Genomic DNA, 18,774 nt, shown 5'->3' on the forward strand with positions numbered 1-18,774 from the left:
TGGAACGGAACCGCCAGATCACCCCCTCGAACTGGTCACGAAGCCGTTCGGGGTACGGCCCGAACCTGCCGATCGGCAGATAGGGCTCGATCAAAGTCCACTGCTCGTCGGTGAGTTGTCTGCGCGTCACAGCCAACATTCCTACCGGGTTCTGCCCTGGAGCAGGGGCAGAACCCGAAGATTGATCACAACATCACACAGGCCCTAGCACCCCGTCCGGGAGCGGCCCCGGCGGCCACCGGGTCATACCGGAGTACTACGGCGGAGTCCGGTCCCCGGTCCGACGCCCGTCGGCACGGGCCGCCCTAGGCTGACGGGATGATCGATCCGCCCACCGGGCCGGCCCGGGGCGGCCTGCTCCCCGGTCTGCTCGCCCCGCTCGCCCGCCCGTCCACCGACCACACCCCGCTGCTGGCCCACGCCGCCGCCCGCTGGGTCCGCTGGCTGCCGTACGTCCTCGCGCTGGCCGCGATCAGCTCCCTGCTGCCCAGCGCGACCAACGTCCTGGCCACCGACTACGGCCTCAACGTCGGCCTCGCGGCGGCCCTCTCGATCGCCCAGACCGTGCCGCTGCTGCTCGCCGTGAACCGCCCGCTGCCCGCCTGGTGGATGATCGGCGCCGCCGACCTGCTGACCTCCCTGCTGATCCTCACCACCGGCCGGGACACCTCCTCCTCCTGGCCGTGGCCGGCCCCCGGCGTGGTCGGCTACCTGCTGCTGATGCTGCCGCTCGCGCTGCGCGAACGGCGCCGCACCCTGCTCTCCGTCTGGCTGGCCACCACCGCCACGAGCCTCGCGCTGTCGCTGCTCGGCATCGGCGCGGACGTCGGCAGCGACAACAGCCTGCTCGCGGTGGCCCTGACCGGGGCCGTCCTGGTCCTGGGCGGCGCCCTGCGGGAACGGGCCGAGGCCCAGCGGCTGCTCGCCGAGCAGGAGCACATCAGCGAGGCCGAGCGCGAGCGCCGCACCCTGCTGGAGGAGCGCGCCCGGATCGCCCGCGAGCTGCACGACGTGGTCGCCCACCACATGTCGGTGATCGCCGTCCAGGCCGCCAGCGCCCCGTACCGGATCGCCGACGTGCCGCCCGAGGCGGCCGAGGAGTTCGGCGCCATCGCCGGCACCGCCCGCGACTCGCTGTCCGAGATGCGGCGGCTGCTCGGGGTGCTGCGCAGCGAGGAGTCCGGCACCGAGAAGGCGCCCCAGCCCGGGATCGCGCACCTGGCCCAGCTGGTCGAGACGGTCGGCCGGGCCGGGGTGCCGGCCGAGCTGGCGGTGCTCCCGGAGCTGGTCGACGCCCTGCCGCAGGCCGTCGACCTCTCCGTCTACCGGATCGTCCAGGAGGCGCTGGCCAACGTCGTCCGGCACGCGCCCGGCGCCGAGGCCTGGGTGTCGCTGGCCGTCGACGGCCCGGCCCTGCTGGTCACCGTGGTGAACGGGGCCCCGCCCGCGCGCGCCGCGTCGCTGGAGGCCGCCGCCGAGGGCACCGGTCACGGGCTGGTCGGCATGCGGGAACGCGTGCGGCTGCTGGATGGGAAGCTGGACACCGGCCCACTGCCCGACGGCGGCTACAAGGTGGCCGCCGTCCTGCCGATCGACACCCCCCGGGAGCCCACCGCATGACCATCCGCGTGATCATCGTCGACGACCAGGCGATGGTGCGGGCGGGCTTCGCCGCCCTGCTCGGCGTCCAGAGCGACATCGACGTGGTGGGCGACGCGGCGGACGGCGCGCAGGCCCTGGAGGTCTGCGGCCGCACCCACCCCGACGTCGTGCTGATGGACGTCCGGATGCCCGTGATGGACGGCCTGGAGGCGGCCCGCCGACTGCTCGACCCGGCCGTCCCCGGGGCCCACCGGCCGAAGGTGCTGATGCTGACCACCTTCGACGTGGACGACTACGTGTACGAGGCGCTGCGAGCCGGGGCCAGCGGCTTCCTGCTCAAGGACGCGCCCCCCGCCGACCTGATCGCCGCCGTGCGGGTGGTGGCGGCCGGCGACGCGCTGCTCGCCCCCTCGGTCACCCGCCGGCTGATCGAGGACTTCGCCCGGACCAGGCCGGCCCGGCGCCGCGAACCCAAGCTGCGGCTGAACGGCCTGACCCCCCGGGAGACCGAGGTGCTGGAGCTGATCGCCCGCGGTCTGTCCAACCAGGAGATCGCCGCCGGCCTGGTGCTCGCCGAACAGACCGTCAAGACCCACATCGGCCGGATCCTCGCCAAGCTCGACCTGCGCGACCGCGCCCAGGCGGTGGTCCTGGCCTACGAGTCCGGCCTGGTGACGCCGGGTCAGTGAACGGCCCGGCCCCGGCCGGTCCCGTCCCCCTCCTGCTACCCGGGTAGTACCCGGGAGTTGGCCCCGCGGAGTGACGTCCGCGGGGCCGCCGCGTTTCTACCTTCCTCTCCGTCGACACCCGACGGACAAGGGAGAACACGCACATGCGGCAGCCTCGCACCGAGCACCGACCCCGACCCCGGCGCTTCGCCCGCACGGTCGCCGCCGCCGCGGTCGCCCTGGCCGCCGTACTGGGCGCCGGGGGCTGGGCCTGCGACACCCAGCACCCGGTCACCGGCCCACCGCCCGGCACCGCCGGCTGGGTCGCCGACACCACCCTCGGCCTCCGGCTGCCCGACCCGGCCACCGCCTCCCCCGCCGCGGTGGCCGCCTTCTTCACCGAACTGCCGACCGCCCGTCAGGACGCGCTGGCCGTCCGCCACCCGCTGGTGGTCGGCAACCTCGACGGCGCCCCCGTCGACCTCCGCTACCGGGCCAACGCCCTGGCCCTGGCCGAGGAGCGCGGCCGCGAACTCGCCCGCGCCGCCGACCCGGCGCTCACCCCGCAGGACCGCACCACCGCCCGCGAACGCGCCGAGCGCTACCGCACCCTGCTGGACGGCGACCGGCGGATCCTCGCCTTCGACCCGCGCGGACGCGGCCAGGTCGCCGAAGTCCTCGGCGACCTGGCCACCGCACCCCGGACGGCCGTCGTCGTGCCCGGCTCGGACATCGACCTGCGGAGCTTCGACCGGCCCACCGACCCGTACGGGACGCCGGCCGGGATGGCCCGCGCCCTGTACGAGGCCACCGGCCGGCAGGCCGCCGTGATCGCCTGGGCCGGCTACACCACCCCGGTCGGCCTCGGCCCGGACGCCGCCACCGAGACCCTCGCCCGGGCCGGCGCCCGGCGGCTCACCCGGCTGCTGGACGGGCTCGCCGTCACCACCCGGCCGGCCGCGCCCGCCACGGTGTTCTGCCACAGCTACGGCTCGGTGGTCTGCGGCCTGGCCCGCCCCGGGCCGGAGCAGGCCGCCGCCCTGGTGGTGCTCGGCTCCCCCGGCATGGGCGTCGGCTCGGCCGCCGACCTCGACCCCCGGGTGCCGCTCTGGGCCACCCGGCGCAACGGCTCCGACTGGATCGGCGACGTGCCCAACGTCTCGCTCCTCGGCCTCGGCCACGGCGCCGATCCGACCGGTCCCGCGTTCGGCGCCCGCCCGCTGCCCGCCACCGGATCCCACGGCCACACCGGCTACTTCACCCCGGGCACCGCCTCGCTCGCCGCCTACGCCGCCCTCACGCTCGGCCGCTGAGCCCCACCACCTCCCGAGGAGCAACGCCATGCCCCACCCGCTGACCGCCCTGCGCCGCGCCGCGCACCAGGTCGACACCCGCACCCCCGAGACCCGCGACCGCGCCCTGGACGGGCTGCGCGCCCTCGCCCTGCTCGCCGTCCCCGTCGGCCACTGGCTGCTCGGCGGCTTCACCCTCTCCGCCGACGGCGCCCTGCACAACGCCAGCCCGCTCGGCTCGCTCGGCTTCCTCGCCCCGGCCAGCTGGGTGCTCCAGATGCTCGGAGTGTTCTTCCTGGTCGGCGGCCACTCCTCGGTCCGCTCGCTGGAGCGGGCCCGCGCCCGCGGGGTCGGCCACGCCGGCTGGCTGCGGGCCCGCTCGGTGCGGCTGCTGCGCCCGGTCCTCGGGGTGGCGGCGGTCTGGGCGCTGCTGATCCCGCTGCTGGGCCGGCTCGGCGTCCCCGGCGACACCGTCCGGACCGGCTCGGTGCTGGTGGTGCAGCCGCTCTGGTACATCGGCGTCTACCTGGGGCTGACCGCGCTGACCCCGCTCTGCGTGGCCGCCGCCCGGCGGCTGCGCGGCTGGTCGGCGGGCGTCCTGGCGGCCGTGGTCGCGGTGGTCGACCTGCTGCGCTACGGCCCGTGGGCGGACGCGGTGCCGTCCTGGGTCGGGCTGCTGAACATCCTGCCGGGCTGGCTCTTCGGCTATCAGCTGGGCGTGCTCTGGGCCCACGGGCGGCTCGGCCGTCCGGCCGCGCGCCTGCTGCTGCTCGGCGGCGGCGCGCTGTTCACCGCGCTGCTGCTGGTCTTCCACTACCCCGCCAGCATGGTCGGCGTGCCCAGCGCCGGGCGGACCAACTCGCACCCGCCGTCCCTGCTGGTCCTGGCGCTGGCGGCGGTGCAGATCGGCGCCGCGGTGCTGCTGCGCGAGCGGCTCGGCCGGCTTCTGCGCCGCCCGCTGCTCTGGCTGCCGGTGGTGGCGGTCAACCTCTCGGCGATGACGATCTTCTGCTGGCACCAGAGCGCGATGCTGGCCGTCGCGGTACCGGGCGCGGCCGTCCTGGGCACCGTGCCCGGCCTGACCGGCGCCCCGGACTCGCTGGCCTGGGCGGCCGCCCGGGTGGCGCTGCTACCGCTGTTCGGCGCCGTCCTGGTCGCGATCGGGTGGTTCACCCGCCGCTTCGACGGCCCCTGGACGGCGTTCTCCCGCCCCTGGAAGACGGTGGCCGGCGCCGCCGCGGCGCTGTTCGCCGCGTACGCGCTGGGCGTGGTGTGAGCCGGTCGGCGCAGCCGGGGAACTGACGGGACGTGAGCCGCACGGGCCCACGCCCCGTCCGTCGGCGACACGCACCCGGCCGGGGGATGGATCCGCATGCGAACCGACACGCACTGTGATGTCCTGTGACGGTCGGCGACGATCGGTCGCCCCCGCCCGCCCACGGCCGGGCCGTCCGCACCCGCCGGCTTCTCCCCCACACCCCCTTCCGAGGAGTCCCATGTCCCTGTCCCGACCACGGCCGAGATCCGGCCGCCGGCTCGCCGCCGTCGCCACCGCCGTCGTCTGCGCGCTGACCACCGGCACCGTCCTGACCGCCGCCACCCCCGCCGTCGCCCTGGTCCTCGCCCACGGCGGCGGCCACGACGAGGCCGCGGTCCCGGCCGACACCGCCCCTCACATCACCGCGCCCCGGGTGCTGGCCGAGATGCGCGACGACGAGGTCGCCGCGCTCGGCCCGGAGCACGCCGAGGAGCACGCCCGGATGCGCGCGGCCGTCCGCGGCGTCGGCGACTACCCGCAAACCACCCGGACCAACCGGCTGAAGGCGCTGACGGACTCCCAGACCGCCGCCAACGCCGGCTTCGACCCGGCGACCTTCGGCGCGTTCAAGGCGTACTTCCCCTCCCCCGACTTCGGCGACCACATCGCCCTGCTGCCGACCGGCAAGGTGCTGCTGTTCTCCTTCGAACGGATCGAGACCAACCCGGAGAAGGAGCCGGCCCCCACCCAGACCATCGGCCGGGAGAACGCCGGCCGGGCCTTCCTCTGGGACCCGGCCAAGGGCACCGGCACCGCCGCCTTCAAGCAGGTCACGCCGCCGGTCGTCGACATGCCGGACGGCCTCGGCCAGGAGCGCCCGGCGCCGTTCTTCTGCGCCGGGCACTCCTACCTGCCCAACGGCATGCTGGGCGTCTTCGGCGGCAACCTGGGCGGCAACGGCGGCACCGGCGCCAAGCTCTCGCTGATCTTCGACCCGTGGACCGAGACCTGGACCCGCAACCCCGACATGTCGGTCGGCCGCTGGTACCCCTCGGTGGTCACCGGCGCCGACGGCCGGCAGCTGATCATGTCCGGCCAGTCCGAGCTCGGCTGGGGCACCCCGACCCCGGTCGTCGAGCGCTTCCCCGCCAAGGGCCACCCGGTGCCGCACCTGAAGACCGAGACGCCGAGGAACACCCCGGTGGACCGGTTCAAGGCGGACGCGCCGTTCACCCTGGACTACCCGCACCTGTTCTCGCTCAACGACGGCAACATCTACGGCTTCGGCCGCCAGGCCGCCGAGCAGTGGAAGTTCGACCCGGTCAACGAGACCCGCAGCGACCTGACCGCCCGCCCGGACGGCCGCAAGCGCAACTACGGCTCGGCCGTCATGCTGCCCGGCGGCGTCAACGGCCCGGACTCCGCCCTCGTCCTCGGCGGGGACCGCGACAACCCGAGCACCCTGCGCTTCTCCAAAGGCAGTTGGACCGCCGAGAAGTCCCGCGCCTTCGGCCGCACCCAGGACGACACCATCCTGCTGCCCGACGGCAAGCTGATGACCGTCAACGGCGCCTACGACATCCGGGACTACGGCAACGGCCCCTACAACCCGAACGCCGACCTCAAGTACCGCCAGGTCGAACTCCGCGACGACCAGGGCAACTGGAAGCTCGGCCCGGTCCAGCGGCTGCCGCGCGGCTACCACTCCAACGCCGTCGTGCTGCCCGACGGACGGGTCATGGTGACCGGCGACGAGCTGCAGCAGATCGCCAACAACCCGGACATCGACGGCACGGTGAGCGGCATCCCCGGCACGACCGGACCCGTCACCATGAACGGCACCATCGAGATCTACGAGCCCGCCTACCTGCACCAGGCCGACCGCCCCTCGCTCGACCGGGGGCCCACCTCCCCGGTCGGCTACGACAAGAAGTTCCTGGTCACCACCTCGACCCCGGAACGGGCCGCCAAGGCCGTCCTGCTGGCGCCGACCACCGCCACCCACTCGGTCAACACCAGCCAGCGCCAGATCGAACTGCGGCTCAGCAGCCGGGCCGGCAACCGGCTGGAGTTCCAGGCGCCGCCGGACGCCAAGGCCGCGCCCCCCGGCTGGTACATGCTCTTCCTGCTCAACGACAAGGGCGTGCCCAGCGTCGCGCAGTGGGTGCAGCTCGGTTCCCCGGCCTGATCCCGGCCTCCCCCACCCACCCCACGGAGGAACCCCATGGCAACGGATCTGAGACTGCGCCGGAGCGAGGAGATCCAGGGCGACATCGTCGCCGGCTTCAAGAAGGACAACGTCACCCTGCTGTTCCTGAAGTTCGAGGACGCCGCCAGGGCCCGCGACTGGCTGCGCGCGCTCGCCCCGCAGATCGCCACCACCCGGCAGGTCGCCGAGTTCAACGCGGCGTTCAGCGAGGCCCGCAAGAGCTCGGGCGGCGACGACCCCAAGACCCTCAAGGCCACCTGGCTGGGCCTCAGCCTCACCTACGAGGGCATGCGCCAGCTCTCCGCCACCGACCCGTTCGAACAGGCCCCGCCGGTCGGCAGCGGCCTGGAGGCGTTCAAGGAGGGCTCGGCCAAGCGGGCCGGCGCGCTCGGTGACACCGGCGACAACTCCCCGGAGAACTGGCTCTTCGGCAACGGCAGGAACCAGCAGGTGCACGCCGTGCTGACGATCGCCTCGGACACCGAGCAGGACCTCACCGCCACCGTCACCGCCCAGCGCGAGGCGGCCGCCGAGGCGAAGATCGTCACCATCTTCCAGCAGAACGCCAAGACCCTGCTCGGCAGCCGCCGCGGCAAGGAGCACTTCGGCTTCAAGGACGGCATCAGCGAGCCCGGCGTCCGCTTCTTCGACCCGCCGAACCCGGCGAACGAGGAGGAGGTCGAGGGCCACCCGGGCACCCGGATCATTCCGGCCGGCGAGTTCGTCGTCGGCGAGCAGCCCGCCCCCGGCAGCTTCACCGACTTCCCCGCGTGGGCCCGAGACGGCTCCTTCCAGGTCGTCCGCCGGCTCTCCCAGGACGTCCCCGGCTGGTGGTCGCAGGTCTCGGTCAAGCTGAAGGAGCTCAAGCAGGCCAAGGCCGTCCCGGACACCGCCACCGCCGAGTGGCTGGCCGCCCGGCTGGTGGGCCGCTGGCGCTCCGGGGCGCCGGTCTGCAAGCACCAGGACCGCGACGTCCCGAACGACCCGAAGGCGTCCTCGGACAACGACTTCGACTTCCGGGACGACCTGGAGGGCCTGGTCACCCCGCTCTTCTCGCACCTGCGCAAGTCCAGCCCGCGGGCCGGGCTGCAGGCCCCCGACCCGAGCCGGCCGCCGTTCGACGCCAAGGAGCTCGACGGCCGGCGGATCATGCGGCGCGGCGCGCCCTACGGGTTCCCGTTCGACCCGGCCTCCGAGGGCCCCGGCGGGCCCGACGACCCGCGCGGCCTGCTCTTCGTCTGCTACCAGGCCGACATCGCCCGGCAGTTCGAGTTCATCCAGGCCGACTGGATCGACCAGCCGGACTTCCCGCCCGGCCGCAACCCCGTCCCCGGCAAGGACCCGGTGATCACCGAGGCCGACGACGTCGACTTCGAGAGCCGCGGCCCGGACGGCGCGATCAAGCACACCCCGCTGCACTTCCAGCAGTTCGTGCAGACCCAGGGCTCGGTGTACGCCTTCGCGCCGTCCATCAGCACCCTCAAGGCGCTCGCCGAGGGGCGGCTCACCGGGCAGTCGCAGGGCCGACAGGGCGGCCAGACCTCCTCGCGGCAGGACAGGGGCTACCCGTGCGACGACTTCGTCGCCGTCCCGGACCAGTGGCGCAAGGGCGGCCGGAGCCAGTTCTGGGCGTTCCACGGCCCGCAGTGCCGCCGGATCGCGGTCGAGGACGGCGCCGCGCACACCGACCACCCGGTCGAGCGCGACGCCGCGCTGACCACCTGGCCCTGCCTGCGGGGGGTCGAGCGGATCGACTGCGTCCTGCCGATGGCCGATCTGCAGAACCCGGCCGGCAAGAGCTGGTACTGGGTGTTCCACACCACCGGCGGCCGCCAGCAGTACCGGTCCGTCTCGATCACCTGCGGCGGCGGGACGTACACCGACGCCCTGGAGCGCCCGGACCGCGGCCTCTCGGCCTGGAACTCGCTCGTCGGCGTCGAGCGGATGGACTGCTTCCTCCCGGTGCCCGACCAGCAGCGGGTCGGCGGCAAGAGCTGGTACTGGGCGTTCCACACCACCGGCGGCCGCCAGCGGTACCGGCTGATCTCGGTGGCGGACGGCGCCGCGCACACCGACCTCTGCGAGCGCACCGACCGTGAACTCTCGCGGTGGAGTTCGCTGGACGGCATCACCGAGGTGGACTGCTTCCTGCCGGTGCCCGATGTCCAGCGGGTCGGCGGCCGCAGCGAGTACTGGGTGTTCCACGGCGAGAACTACCGCAAGATCTCGGTGGCCGACGGCAGCGGCCACCCGGACCGCAAGATCGCCGACGACCGCTCGTGCGACGGCTGGGCCTCCCTGGTCTGAGCCGGTCACCGCGCCCCCGCCCGTGACGCGTGCCGGGGGCGCGGTGTCGGTCCACTGCCCTACGCTGCCGCCATGGTGACGTTCGATGAGTTCCGCGCGATGGCGCTCGCCCTGCCGGAGGCCGTGCAGCAGCCGACCTGGGAGATCGAGACCCTGCGGGTCCGCACGAAGATCTTCGCGATGGGCTCGCCGGACGGCACCGGCGTCAGCGTCAAGGCCTCCCCGGAGGACCAGAGCGAGCTGCTCGCCGCCGCGCCCGAGGTGTTCTCCTACCCCCCGTACGTCGGGCGGCACGGCTGGGTCGGTGTCCGGCTCGACCTGGTCGACCCGGAGGAGCTGCGCGAGCTGCTCACCGAGGCCTGGCGCCGCACCGCTCCCAAGCGCATGGTCAGGGAGTTCGACGCGGCGCAGGACCGGTGACGCCGAAAGGACACCGCCGGTTCATGTGATCCATCCCACAGTTTGAGCGGGCCCGACACCGCGCCACGCCCCCTACGCTTACCCAGGGAAGTTGGCAGTCGTACCACCTCCGGGCCCCGCCCGCAGAACGGTCACGGGCCCCTAGGGAGTTGAGGCGATGCGCCGTCGGCGGTGGAAGCGTGTACTGATCGGTGCCTTCGCTGGATGCGCCGTGCTGGCCGACGCCGGCGCCGCCGCGGCCCAGGCCGCCGCGTCCACCGAGCAGTTGGCGATCTCCACCCCCCCGGCCGGCAGCGCCGCCTGGGTCGAGGACCACTCCTTCGACCGCACCCTGCCCGATCCGGCCCTCACCACGCCGGCCGCCGCCGCCGACTTCTTCGCCTCGCTGGCGCCCACCGAGCTGGACCGGCTGATCCAGGACTACCCGCTGGTCGTCGGCAACTTCGACGGCGCCCCGGTCGAGCTGCGCTTCCGCGCCAACCGGATCGCCCTCACCGCCGAGCGGGACCGCGCCCGGGCCCGCGCCGCCGACCGGACCCTCGACTCCGACCTGCGCGCGCTCGCCGTCTCCCGCGCCAACGACGTCGAGCATCTGCTCGCCCCCGAGCGCCAGGTGCTCGCCTTCGACCCGCGCGGCCGCGGCCTGGTCAGCGAGGTCTGGGGGGACCTCACCGACGCCGACCGGATCTCCGTCCTCGTGCCCGGCTCCGACGCCGACCTCGGCCACTTCGACCAGGCCGCCGACCCGCTGCGCTCCCCCGCCGGGATGGCCCGCGCGCTGTATGCCGAGGAGCGGCGGCAGTCGCCCGGCACCCGGACCGCGGTGATCGCCTGGACCGGCTACGTCACGCCCTCCGGCCTCGGCCCGGACGCCGTCACCTCCCGGCTCGCCGATGTCGGCGCGCCCCGGCTGGAGCGGCTGCTCGCCGGCCTCAAGGAGACCACCCGGCCCGACGCGCCGCCGTCGCTGCTCTGCCACTCCTACGGCTCGGTGGTCTGCGGCACCGCCGCCCCCGAGATCCCCCGGGCGGCCGCCTCGCCGTCCGACACCTCCGGGATCACCGACCTGATGGTGTTCGGCAGCCCGGGCATGGGCGTGCAGAGCACTTCCGAACTGGGCGCCGGCGTACACGTCTGGGCCACCCGCAACGGCAGCGACTGGATCGGCAACGTGCCGTACCTGGAGGTCGGCGGGCTCGGCCACGGCGCCGACCCGACCTCGGCCGAGTTCGGCGCCGAGCAGATCTCCTCGGCCCGCTCCTCCGGCCACAACGGCTACTTCACCGAGGGCACCGACAGCCTGCACAACTTCGCGGCCATCTCGCTCGGCCACTACGAGGACGTGGTCCGGCCCGCTCCCGAGGCCTGACGGCCGCTCGGCCCCACCCCGGTCACTCCTGGTAGAGCCGGACCGCCTCGACGGCGGCCCGGGCCAGCTCCCGCCGGGCGGCCGGCGGCGCGAGCACCTCGGCGTCCGGCCCGAAGGAGAGCAGCGCGCGGACGGCCGGCAGCGCCGGGAAGCCCATCGCCAGCTCGACCCACTCGTCCGGGGCGCCCGCGCCCGACTCCGGCGGCGGCGCGGTGAGCCGGCTGCCGTGGATCCGGACGAACAGGTCCAGCCGCCCGCGCCGCACCCGGACCTTCACCAGCACCTCCTTCGGCAGCCGCTCCACCTGCTCGCGCAGCACCGCCCACACCTCGCCGAGCCCCAGCCCCGGGCGCCGGCGCACCGGCTCCTCGGTGGCCTCGGCCGCCAGCACCCGGTCGGCCCGGAACAGCCGGGGCTCACCGCGCAGATCGGCCACCAGGTACCAGACGGCGGCCTTGCTCACCAGGCCGTAGGGGTCGACGGTGTACTCGGCCGGGGCCGGCGCGCCGCTGTGCCGGTAGCGCAGCCGCAGCCGGCGGTCGGCGAAGACGGCGTACTGCAGCTCGCCGAGGTCGGGCCCGGCGGGTGCGCCGGCCTGGAGCCAACGGGCCGGGTCCACCAGGATCCGCTCGCTGATCCGCTCGGCGGCCGGGCGGTGCGGGGCGGGCAGCGCGGCCATCACCTTGCGCAGCGCGGAGCCGAGCGCGCCGTCCAGCCCGAGATCGCTGTGCGCGCCCTGGGCGGAGAGCACGAACAGCGCCCGGGCCTCGTCGGCGGTCAGGCCGCTGACGTCGGTGCGGTACCCGGGCAGCAGGGCGATCCCGCCGTGCCGGCCCCGCTCGGTGTACACCGGGACGCCGGCCGACGAGAGCGCCTCGACGTCGCGGTAGATGGTGCGGACCGACACCTCCAGGCGCTCGGCCAGTTCGGTGGCGGACACCAGGCCGCGGGTCTGGAGCAACAGCAGGATCGAGAGCAGGCGGTCGGCCTTCATGGCACGAGGGTTCCAGAAACCCTGACGGCAGTTGTCAGGTTTTACCGGGAGATTGCCTCCCGAGAGCCGAAACCCCTTCCACTCGACGGAGCCGATCACCGATGGACACCACCCAGGACCCCCGCCCGCAGTACCTGCTCGCGCTCGGCCAGCTGGAGAAGCTGATCGCCGAGGTGACCCCGGAGGCGCTGGACCGCCCCACCCCGTGCCCCGAGTACGACCTGCGACAGCTGCTCAGCCACGTGGTCGGCGGCGTGCACCGGCTCGCCTACATCGGCGAGGGCGGCCGGGCGGAGGACGTCGTGGCGGCCACCGGCGAGCTGGCCGACGACGCCTGGCCGGCCGCCCTCGACCGGGCCCGCGCCCGGGCCGTCGCCGCCTGGGCGGACGACGCGAAGCTGGACCGCCCCGCCGTCGCCCCCTGGGGCGAGGTGCCCGGCCGGGCCGCGCTGGGCGGCTACGTGATGGAGACGGTCACCCACTCCTGGGACATCGCCCAAGCGCTCGGCAGCCGGCTCGCCCTGGACGAGCGGTTGGCGCTGACCGCGCTGGCGGTCGCCGAGGCCGTGCTGTCGCCCGAGTACCGCGGCGGCCCGGTGCCGTTCGCCGCCGTGCAGCCCGTGCCGGACGGCGCCGACACCTACACCCGGCTGGCCGCCTGGACGGGCCGCGCGGTCTGAACCCCCGCACCGGGCGGGCGGTTCGCGGCCGGCCGGCGGGCAGGGGCGGGTCAGGCGCTCCGCTTCCTCCCCCGCGGGCCGTCCGCCGGGTCCGGGGCGTCCGCGGCGGCGCCGCGGTCGGCGATCATTCCGGCGTACAGGTCGATCTTGTAGTCGATGACGGCGAGGGTGGCGTGCAGGTCGGCGATCCGCTGCCGGACCTCCTCGCGGTGGGCGAGCAGCAGCCCGCGCCGGTCCTCCAGGGTCCGCTCGCCGCGGCGGGCCAGCTCCACGTACCGGAGCATGTCGGCGACCGTCATGCCGGTCAGCCGGAGCCGGCCGAGGAAGGCCAGCCGGTGCAGGTCGGCGTCGCAGTAGCGGCGCTGGCCGGAGGCGGAGCGGTCGACCGGGTCGAGCAGGCCGATCCGCTCGTACCAGCGCAGGGTGTGGGCGGTCAGTCCGCTGGCCGCCGCCACCTCGCTGATCGTGTGCCGAGGAGTCCGGTTCGGCTCGCCGACCGGTGTGCTGAACACCTCGGAGCAGGTCCGCAGGTCGACGGCGACCGGTGCGAGTGTGGCCATGATCGGTACCCCCAGTGGTGAACGATGACGACGACGCTAGTGAGTTGGAGTGCACTCCAGGCAAGCCTGCCACCCGGGTGACCCGGCACCCGCCGTCGGCCGCCCGTTAGAGTCGGCGCCATGGAGAGCTTGCGGATGATCGAGACCTGGCCGGTGCCCAACGCCGCGGCGGCGGTGGTGCGGGGCGCGGACGGCGCGGTCCTGGGCGGGCACGGCCCGCGGCAGCACCTGTTCCCGCTCGCGTCGGTGACCAAGCTGCTCACCTCGTACGCGGTGCTGGTCGCGGTCGAGGAGGGCGTCTTCGAGCTGGACGACCCGGCCGGGCCGGCCGGCTCGACCGTCCGCCACCTGCTGGCGCACACCTCCGGGCTGGCCTTCGACGAGCACCGGGTGATGGCCGCGCCGGGCAACCGCCGGCTCTACTCCAACGCCGGGTTCGACGTACTGGCGCGGACCCTCCAGGAGGCCTCGGGCATCGAGTTCGGCCGCTACGCCGCCGAGGCCGTGTTCGAACCGCTCGGGATGCACTCCACGCTGATCAACACCGCGCACAAGTCTCCGGCCGGCGCCGGCGGCCTCTCCACGGTGGCGGACCTCTCGCTGTTCGCGGCCGAGCTGCAGTCGCCCAAGCTGCTGGACCCGTCCACCCTGCGCGCGGCCACCCGCGAGGTCGCCTTCCCCGGGACGAGCGGCGTGCTGCCGGGCTTCGGCCACCGCCGGCCGAACGACTGGGGCCTCGGTTTCGAGATCCGGGACGGCAAGGCGCCGCACTGGACGGGCACCGCCAACTCCCCCGCCACCTTCGGCCACTTCGGCCAGTCCGGCACCTTCCTCTGGGTGGACCCGGAAGCCGGCGTGGCCTGCGTCGCGCTCACCGACCGGGACTTCGGGCCGTGGGCCGCCGAGGTCTGGCCGGCGCTCGGCGACGCGGTGCTGGCCGAGCTGCGCGGCTGAGCCCGGCGGGCCCGGTCGGCGGCGCGCCGACCGGGCCGCCCTCAGCCGTACGAGACCGGCGAGTGCATCTCCCAGAGCAGCAGAGCGGCGCCGTCCTGGCCCGCCGTCGGGTCGGCGAAGGCCTCGCCGGTGATCCGCACGCTGTCGCCGGGCACCATCGAGCGGCCGCCGCCCTGCGGTCCCGGTACCGTCCTGAAGCCCAGCGAGCCGGCCGTCAGGTGGGCGTACCGCCAGGCGGCGGGCGGGAGCGCGGGCAGCGGCTGCCAGGGGTCGGCGGTCACCAGCCAGAGCGCGGCGTCGCCGCGGCGCAGCCGCAGGGCGTCCGTCCCGGCGTCCCGTGCCAGCCCGGAGGCGAGCAGCGTCAACCCGCCGTCCGCCGGTTCCACCCGGCGCAGCCCGTACGCCGGGGGCGCGTCGAAGACGTCCGGCTGGAGCCACATCTGGACGAAGCGGACCGGCCCGTCGGCGCCGCCGACGTTGCGCTCGGTGTGGCTGACGCCGGAGCCCGCGCCGAGGTACTGGAGCATCCCGGGGCGGACCACCCCGCTGTGGCCCCGGGAGTCCCGGTGGGCCAGCGCGCCCTCCAGGACCCAGGTGAGGATCTCGGTGTCCCGGTGCTTGTGCTCCTCGAACCCCGCCCCGGGGGCGAGCAGTTCCTCGTTGCAGGCGAGCAGCGCGCCGAAGTGCGTGTTCTTCGGGTCGTAGTGGCCCGAGAAGGAGAACGCGTGTCTGGTCTCGATGCCCTCGGCCGGGGTGGAGCGGTAGCGCTCGGCGGTGCGGCGCAGGTCGGCGCGGGGGCGGGCGGGGGCGTCGGTCACGGGCTTCACCGTAGCGTGGTCCGCGGCCGGTCCGCGGGCACCGCGGCCCCGGCGGCGGCGCTCCCCGGCGGGCCCGGTGGCCGGGGCGGGGCCGGCGCGGCCGCGGCGCGCGACGCCCGCCGTCGTGCCGCTCCGCCGGGGGCTGTGCACGAGCAGTCACTCCGGTGAGGCAGTCTTGTCCTTGTGCCAGCCGCCTCCGCGAACTCCAAGAACGATCCGACCGCCAAGCCCGACAAGAACGGGAAGAGCCCGACGCCCGGCTCCGGGCGGGACCGGCCCGGGCGGGCGGCGCCACGCCTGACCGCGCAGGAGCGCAGACTCGCGGCCGACCGGGCCGAACGGCGGGTCGCGACGCTGAAGCGGCTGGAGAAGTCCTCGGGCAAGCTGGCCACCGCCGCGATCGCGCGGATGGACGACCAGCTCGGCTGGTACCGGCGGATGCCGCCGGAGCACCGCTCCTGGATCGGCCTGGTCGCCCAGGCCGGCATCGCCGCCTTCACCGAGTGGTACCGCCACCCCGACGCCCCGCAGGCGATCTCCACCGACGTCTTCGGCACCGCGCCGCGCGAGCTGACCCGGGCGATCACGCTGCGCCAGACCGTCGAGCTGATCCGCACCACCATCGAGGTGATGGAGGAGGCCATCGAGGAGGTGGCCTCGCCCGGCGACGAGGCGGACATGCGCGAGTCCGTCCTGGTCTACGCCCGGGAGATCGCCTTCGCGACCGCCCAGGTGTACGCCCAGGCCGCCGAGGCTCGCGGGGCCTGGGACGCCCGGCTGGAGGCGCTGGTCGTCAACTCGCTGCTGTCCGGCGACGCGGACGAGGGCGTGCTGTCGCGGGCCGCCGCGCTCGGCTGGGGCCAGCCGAGCCAGGTCCGGGTGGTCATGGGCAGCGCGCCGGACGGCGACAGCGAGCTGGTGGTCGAGGCGATCCGCCGGGCCGCCCGCTACGCCAAGCTGCACGTCCTGACCGGGGTGCTGGGCAAGCGCCTGGTGGTGGTGGTCGGTGGCGAGAAGGAGCCGGTGCACGCGGCCCGGGCGCTGATCGGCCAGTTCGCGCCGGGGCCGGTGGTGGTCGGTCCGACCGTGCCCGACCTGCTGTCGGCGACCCGCTCGGCGCACGCCGCCGCGGCCGGCCTGCGGGCCTGCGCCGCCTGGCCCGACGCCCCGCGCCCGGCCCTGGCCGACGACCTGCTGCCCGAACGGGCGCTCGCCGGCGACCAGGCGGCGCGCCGTCAGCTGGTGGAGGAGATCTACACACCGCTCGACGAGGCCGGTTCGGCACTGCTGGAGACCTTGAGTGTCTACCTGGAGCAGGCCTCCTCCCTGGAGGGAGCCGCCCGGATGCTCTTCGTCCACCCCAACACGGTGCGCTACCGGCTCCGACGTGTGACAGACGTCACGGGCTACGCTCCCTCCGACGTACGTTCGGCCTTCACGCTGCGTATCGCACTGGCGCTGGGCCGACTCGCCGCAGCCGGGGAGCAGAGTTGACCCCGATGTAGGGAACTGACAATCCCGGATGCTTTTCTTCGTTACCGTCGCCTACCCGCCCCCGGGCGCCTGGCGAGAGAGGGTTGAACCGTGCTCGTAATCGTCGCCCCTGGACAGGGTGCCCAGTCCCCCGGTTTCCTCAGCCCCTGGCTGGAGCTCGACGGCGTCGCCGACCGCCTGCGCGGCTGGTCGGAGGTCGCCGGGCTCGACCTGGTGCACGCCGGCACAGAGGCGTCCGCCGAGGAGATCAAGGACACCGCCGTCGCCCAGCCGCTGCTGGTCGCGGCCGGTCTGGTGACCGCCCGCGCGCTGTTCCCGGACGAGGACCGCGCCCGTGCGCTGGTCGGTGCCGTGGCCGGTCACAGCGTCGGTGAGATCACCGCCGCCGCCGGCGCCGGGGTGCTGTCCGCCCACGACGCGCTGACCTTCGTCCGCGAACGCAGCCTGGCGATGGCCGAGGCCGCCGCCGCCACCGAGACCGGCATGCTCGCCGTGCTCGGCGGCGACCCCGAGGTCGTCGCCGCCAAGCTGGCGGAGCACGGCCTGACCCCGGCCAACAACAACGGCGGGGGCCAGATCGTCGCGGCCGGCACGCTGGCCCAGCTGGAGGCCCTGAAGGCCGACCCGCCGCCGGTCTCCCGGCTGATCGGGCTCAAGGTCGCCGGCGCGTTCCACACCGAGCACATGGCGCCCGGTGTCGAGCGGCTGGCGAAGCTCGCCCCGACCCTGACGGTCGCGAACCCGGAGGTCACCTACGTGTCCAACCGGGACGGCGAGGTCGTGACGGACGGCACCGAGGTGCTGGACCGGCTGGTCTCGCAGGTCTCCAACCCGGTCCGCTGGGACCTCTGCATGGAGACCCTGCAGCGGCTGGGCGCGACCGCGGTCATCGAGCTCGCGCCTGCGGGTACCCTCACCGGACTGGTCAAGCGCAACCTCAAGGGTGTGGCGACGCTTGCCCTCAAGACCCCCGCCGATCTGGACAAGGCCCGTGACCTCGTCGCGGAGCACGGCGGTCAGGATCAGGAGAACAAGGCATGAGCCAGCCCCAGATCAAGCCCGTCACCGGTGCCCGCTACTCGCGCATCCACGGCGTCGGCGGCTACCGCCCGGTCCGGGTGATCCCCAACTCCGAGGTCCTGAACTGGATCGACTCCTCGGACGAGTGGATCCGCACCCGCAGCGGGATCGCCGAGCGGCGCTGGGCCGGCCCGGAGGAGAGCGTCGCCGAGATGTCGGTGCAGGCCGCCGGCAAGGCCATCGCGCAGGCCGGGATCAGCCCCGAGCAGATCGGCGGCGTGATCGTCGCCACCGTCTCGCACCTCAAGCAGACCCCCGCGATCGCCACCGAGATCGCCGAGCGGCTGGGCTGCGGCACCGCCCCGGCCTTCGACATCTCGGCCGCCTGCGCCGGCTTCGGCTACGGCCTGGGCCTGGCCGACGGCATGATCCGCGGCGGCAGCGCCGGGTACGTGCTGGTGATCGGCGTGGAGCGGCTCAGCGACCTGACCGACCAGTCGGACCGCTCGACCGCCTTCATCTTCGGTGACGGCGCCGGAGCCGCGATCGTCGGCCCGTCCGACACGCCCGGAATCGGCAAGGTCATCTGGGGCTCGGACGGCTCCCAGAAGGACGTCATCTCGCAGACCCAGGCCTGGGACACCGCCTTCGCCAAGGAGGACGCCGTCAACGGCGCCGGCGAGGAGATCAAGTGGCCGGCCCTGCGCATGGAGGGCCAGTCGGTCTTCCGCTGGGCGGTCTGGGAGATGGCCAAGGTGGCCCAGCAGGCGCTCGACGCCGCCGGGATCACGGCCGACCAGCTGGGCGCGTTCATCCCCCACCAGGCCAACATGCGCATCACCGATGCCATGATCAAGGCGCTGAAGCTGCCCGAATCGGTGCCCGTCGCACGCGACATCACCGAGACCGGCAACACCTCCGCGGCCTCCATCCCGCTGGCGATGGAACGCATGCTGGAAAGCGGTGAGGCCCGCAGCGGGGACCTCGCGCTGATCATCGGGTTCGGGGCGGGTCTGGTCTACGCGGCAGCAGTCGTTACGCTCCCCTAGGCAACTTTCGCCCCAACCCATCCACAAGCCTGCGTCCGTCCGCCGGGCGGCGCATTCAACACCGAAGAGGAGCAGCCAGT

At 74.4% G+C, this 18,774-nt stretch carries 16 protein-coding genes and 1 pseudogene; 13 read left to right on the plus strand and 4 right to left on the minus strand.

Annotation, left to right across the window (positions count from 1 at the left end):
* A pseudogene (locus tag ABZ495_RS26620) lies at positions 1 to 130 on the minus strand (IS5/IS1182 family transposase); the annotation flags it as partial.
* A gap of 188 nt (positions 131 to 318) precedes the next feature.
* Between ABZ495_RS26620 and ABZ495_RS26625 the strand changes: the two are divergent.
* The 8 genes from ABZ495_RS26625 (at position 319) to ABZ495_RS26660 (ending at position 11,125) form a co-directional block, all read left to right on the plus strand.
* On the plus strand, positions 319 to 1,620 hold the full coding sequence (locus tag ABZ495_RS26625; protein WP_359838453.1) for a sensor histidine kinase: 1,302 nt from the start codon (positions 319 to 321) through the stop codon (positions 1,618 to 1,620).
* On the plus strand, positions 1,617 to 2,291 hold the full coding sequence (locus ABZ495_RS26630) for a response regulator transcription factor (RefSeq protein WP_359838455.1): 675 nt from the start codon (positions 1,617 to 1,619) through the stop codon (positions 2,289 to 2,291). Before ABZ495_RS26625 ends, ABZ495_RS26630 begins: the two co-directional genes overlap by 4 nt.
* Positions 2,292 to 2,434: 143 nt before the next feature.
* Positions 2,435 to 3,583, plus strand: a complete 1,149-nt coding sequence (locus ABZ495_RS26635) for an alpha/beta hydrolase (protein WP_359838457.1) — start codon at positions 2,435 to 2,437, stop codon at positions 3,581 to 3,583.
* 28 nt (positions 3,584 to 3,611) lie between these two features.
* A complete protein-coding gene (locus tag ABZ495_RS26640) occupies positions 3,612 to 4,838 on the plus strand; it encodes an acyltransferase (protein ID WP_359838459.1) in 1,227 nt (408 codons plus the stop codon).
* Between the two features lie 220 nt (positions 4,839 to 5,058).
* Complete coding sequence (locus tag ABZ495_RS26645) at positions 5,059 to 7,008, plus strand: galactose oxidase-like domain-containing protein (protein WP_359838461.1); 1,950 nt, start codon at positions 5,059 to 5,061, stop codon at positions 7,006 to 7,008.
* Between the two features lie 36 nt (positions 7,009 to 7,044).
* Complete coding sequence (locus ABZ495_RS26650) at positions 7,045 to 9,336, plus strand: Dyp-type peroxidase (protein WP_359838462.1); 2,292 nt, start codon at positions 7,045 to 7,047, stop codon at positions 9,334 to 9,336.
* 72 nt (positions 9,337 to 9,408) lie between these two features.
* A complete protein-coding gene (locus tag ABZ495_RS26655; protein ID WP_329487489.1) occupies positions 9,409 to 9,756 on the plus strand; it encodes an MmcQ/YjbR family DNA-binding protein in 348 nt (115 codons plus the stop codon).
* A gap of 211 nt (positions 9,757 to 9,967) precedes the next feature.
* Positions 9,968 to 11,125, plus strand: coding sequence for an alpha/beta hydrolase (locus tag ABZ495_RS26660; RefSeq protein ID WP_359838464.1), 1,158 nt, complete (start codon positions 9,968 to 9,970; stop codon positions 11,123 to 11,125).
* A 22-nt stretch (positions 11,126 to 11,147) separates the two neighbouring features.
* On the opposite strand, the gene ABZ495_RS26665 is transcribed toward ABZ495_RS26660, so the two are convergent.
* A complete protein-coding gene (locus ABZ495_RS26665; protein WP_329487491.1) occupies positions 11,148 to 12,119 on the minus strand; it encodes a YafY family protein in 972 nt (323 codons plus the stop codon).
* A 101-nt stretch (positions 12,120 to 12,220) separates the two neighbouring features.
* Here ABZ495_RS26665 and ABZ495_RS26670 point away from each other — a divergent pair, with 101 nt between their 5' ends.
* Entirely contained in the window at positions 12,221 to 12,799 is a 579-nt protein-coding gene (locus tag ABZ495_RS26670; RefSeq protein ID WP_352289733.1) for a TIGR03086 family metal-binding protein, read from the plus strand.
* A gap of 50 nt (positions 12,800 to 12,849) precedes the next feature.
* Here the strand turns inward: ABZ495_RS26670 and ABZ495_RS26675 are convergent, their stop codons facing one another.
* Positions 12,850 to 13,359 (minus strand): MerR family transcriptional regulator, encoded by a 510-nt coding sequence (locus tag ABZ495_RS26675; RefSeq protein WP_359802922.1) that lies wholly within the window; start codon positions 13,357 to 13,359, stop codon positions 12,850 to 12,852.
* Between the two features lie 120 nt (positions 13,360 to 13,479).
* Here ABZ495_RS26675 and ABZ495_RS26680 point away from each other — a divergent pair, with 120 nt between their 5' ends.
* Entirely contained in the window at positions 13,480 to 14,313 is an 834-nt protein-coding gene (locus tag ABZ495_RS26680; protein WP_329487495.1) for a serine hydrolase domain-containing protein, read from the plus strand.
* 41 nt (positions 14,314 to 14,354) lie between these two features.
* Here the strand turns inward: ABZ495_RS26680 and ABZ495_RS26685 are convergent, their stop codons facing one another.
* Complete coding sequence (locus tag ABZ495_RS26685; RefSeq protein ID WP_359802923.1) at positions 14,355 to 15,131, minus strand: pirin family protein; 777 nt, start codon at positions 15,129 to 15,131, stop codon at positions 14,355 to 14,357.
* A 297-nt stretch (positions 15,132 to 15,428) separates the two neighbouring features.
* Here ABZ495_RS26685 and ABZ495_RS26690 point away from each other — a divergent pair, with 297 nt between their 5' ends.
* The 3 genes from ABZ495_RS26690 to ABZ495_RS26700 all read left to right on the plus strand — a co-directional run bounded on the left by ABZ495_RS26690 (position 15,429) and on the right by ABZ495_RS26700 (position 18,694).
* Positions 15,429 to 16,625 carry a helix-turn-helix domain-containing protein gene (locus ABZ495_RS26690; RefSeq protein ID WP_329492090.1) on the plus strand — a complete coding sequence of 399 codons (1,197 nt, stop codon included), beginning with the start codon at positions 15,429 to 15,431 and terminating at the stop codon, positions 16,623 to 16,625.
* Positions 16,626 to 16,715: 90 nt separating this feature from the next.
* Complete coding sequence (locus ABZ495_RS26695) at positions 16,716 to 17,666, plus strand: ACP S-malonyltransferase (RefSeq protein WP_329487498.1); 951 nt, start codon at positions 16,716 to 16,718, stop codon at positions 17,664 to 17,666.
* A complete protein-coding gene (locus tag ABZ495_RS26700; protein ID WP_359838466.1) occupies positions 17,663 to 18,694 on the plus strand; it encodes a beta-ketoacyl-ACP synthase III in 1,032 nt (343 codons plus the stop codon). Before ABZ495_RS26695 ends, ABZ495_RS26700 begins: the two co-directional genes overlap by 4 nt.
* Positions 18,695 to 18,774: the final 80 nt, after the last annotated feature.

The sequence above is a fragment of the Kitasatospora sp. NPDC005748 genome (assembly GCF_040630735.1).
Taxonomy (GTDB): domain Bacteria; phylum Actinomycetota; class Actinomycetes; order Streptomycetales; family Streptomycetaceae; genus Kitasatospora.

Coding starts and splice junctions, on each gene's coding strand:
- ABZ495_RS26625 (WP_359838453.1), top strand. CDS start 319: ATGATCGATCCGCCCACCGGGCCGGCCCGGGGCGGCCTGCTCCCCGGT.
- ABZ495_RS26630 (WP_359838455.1), top strand. CDS start 1,617: ATGACCATCCGCGTGATCATCGTCGACGACCAGGCGATGGTGCGGGCG.
- ABZ495_RS26635 (WP_359838457.1), top strand. CDS start 2,435: ATGCGGCAGCCTCGCACCGAGCACCGACCCCGACCCCGGCGCTTCGCC.
- ABZ495_RS26640 (WP_359838459.1), top strand. CDS start 3,612: ATGCCCCACCCGCTGACCGCCCTGCGCCGCGCCGCGCACCAGGTCGAC.
- ABZ495_RS26645 (WP_359838461.1), top strand. CDS start 5,059: ATGTCCCTGTCCCGACCACGGCCGAGATCCGGCCGCCGGCTCGCCGCC.
- ABZ495_RS26650 (WP_359838462.1), top strand. CDS start 7,045: ATGGCAACGGATCTGAGACTGCGCCGGAGCGAGGAGATCCAGGGCGAC.
- ABZ495_RS26655 (WP_329487489.1), top strand. CDS start 9,409: ATGGTGACGTTCGATGAGTTCCGCGCGATGGCGCTCGCCCTGCCGGAG.
- ABZ495_RS26665 (WP_329487491.1), bottom strand. CDS start 12,119: ATGAAGGCCGACCGCCTGCTCTCGATCCTGCTGTTGCTCCAGACCCGC.
- ABZ495_RS26670 (WP_352289733.1), top strand. CDS start 12,221: ATGGACACCACCCAGGACCCCCGCCCGCAGTACCTGCTCGCGCTCGGC.
- ABZ495_RS26675 (WP_359802922.1), bottom strand. CDS start 13,359: ATGGCCACACTCGCACCGGTCGCCGTCGACCTGCGGACCTGCTCCGAG.
- ABZ495_RS26680 (WP_329487495.1), top strand. CDS start 13,480: ATGGAGAGCTTGCGGATGATCGAGACCTGGCCGGTGCCCAACGCCGCG.
- ABZ495_RS26700 (WP_359838466.1), top strand. CDS start 17,663: ATGAGCCAGCCCCAGATCAAGCCCGTCACCGGTGCCCGCTACTCGCGC.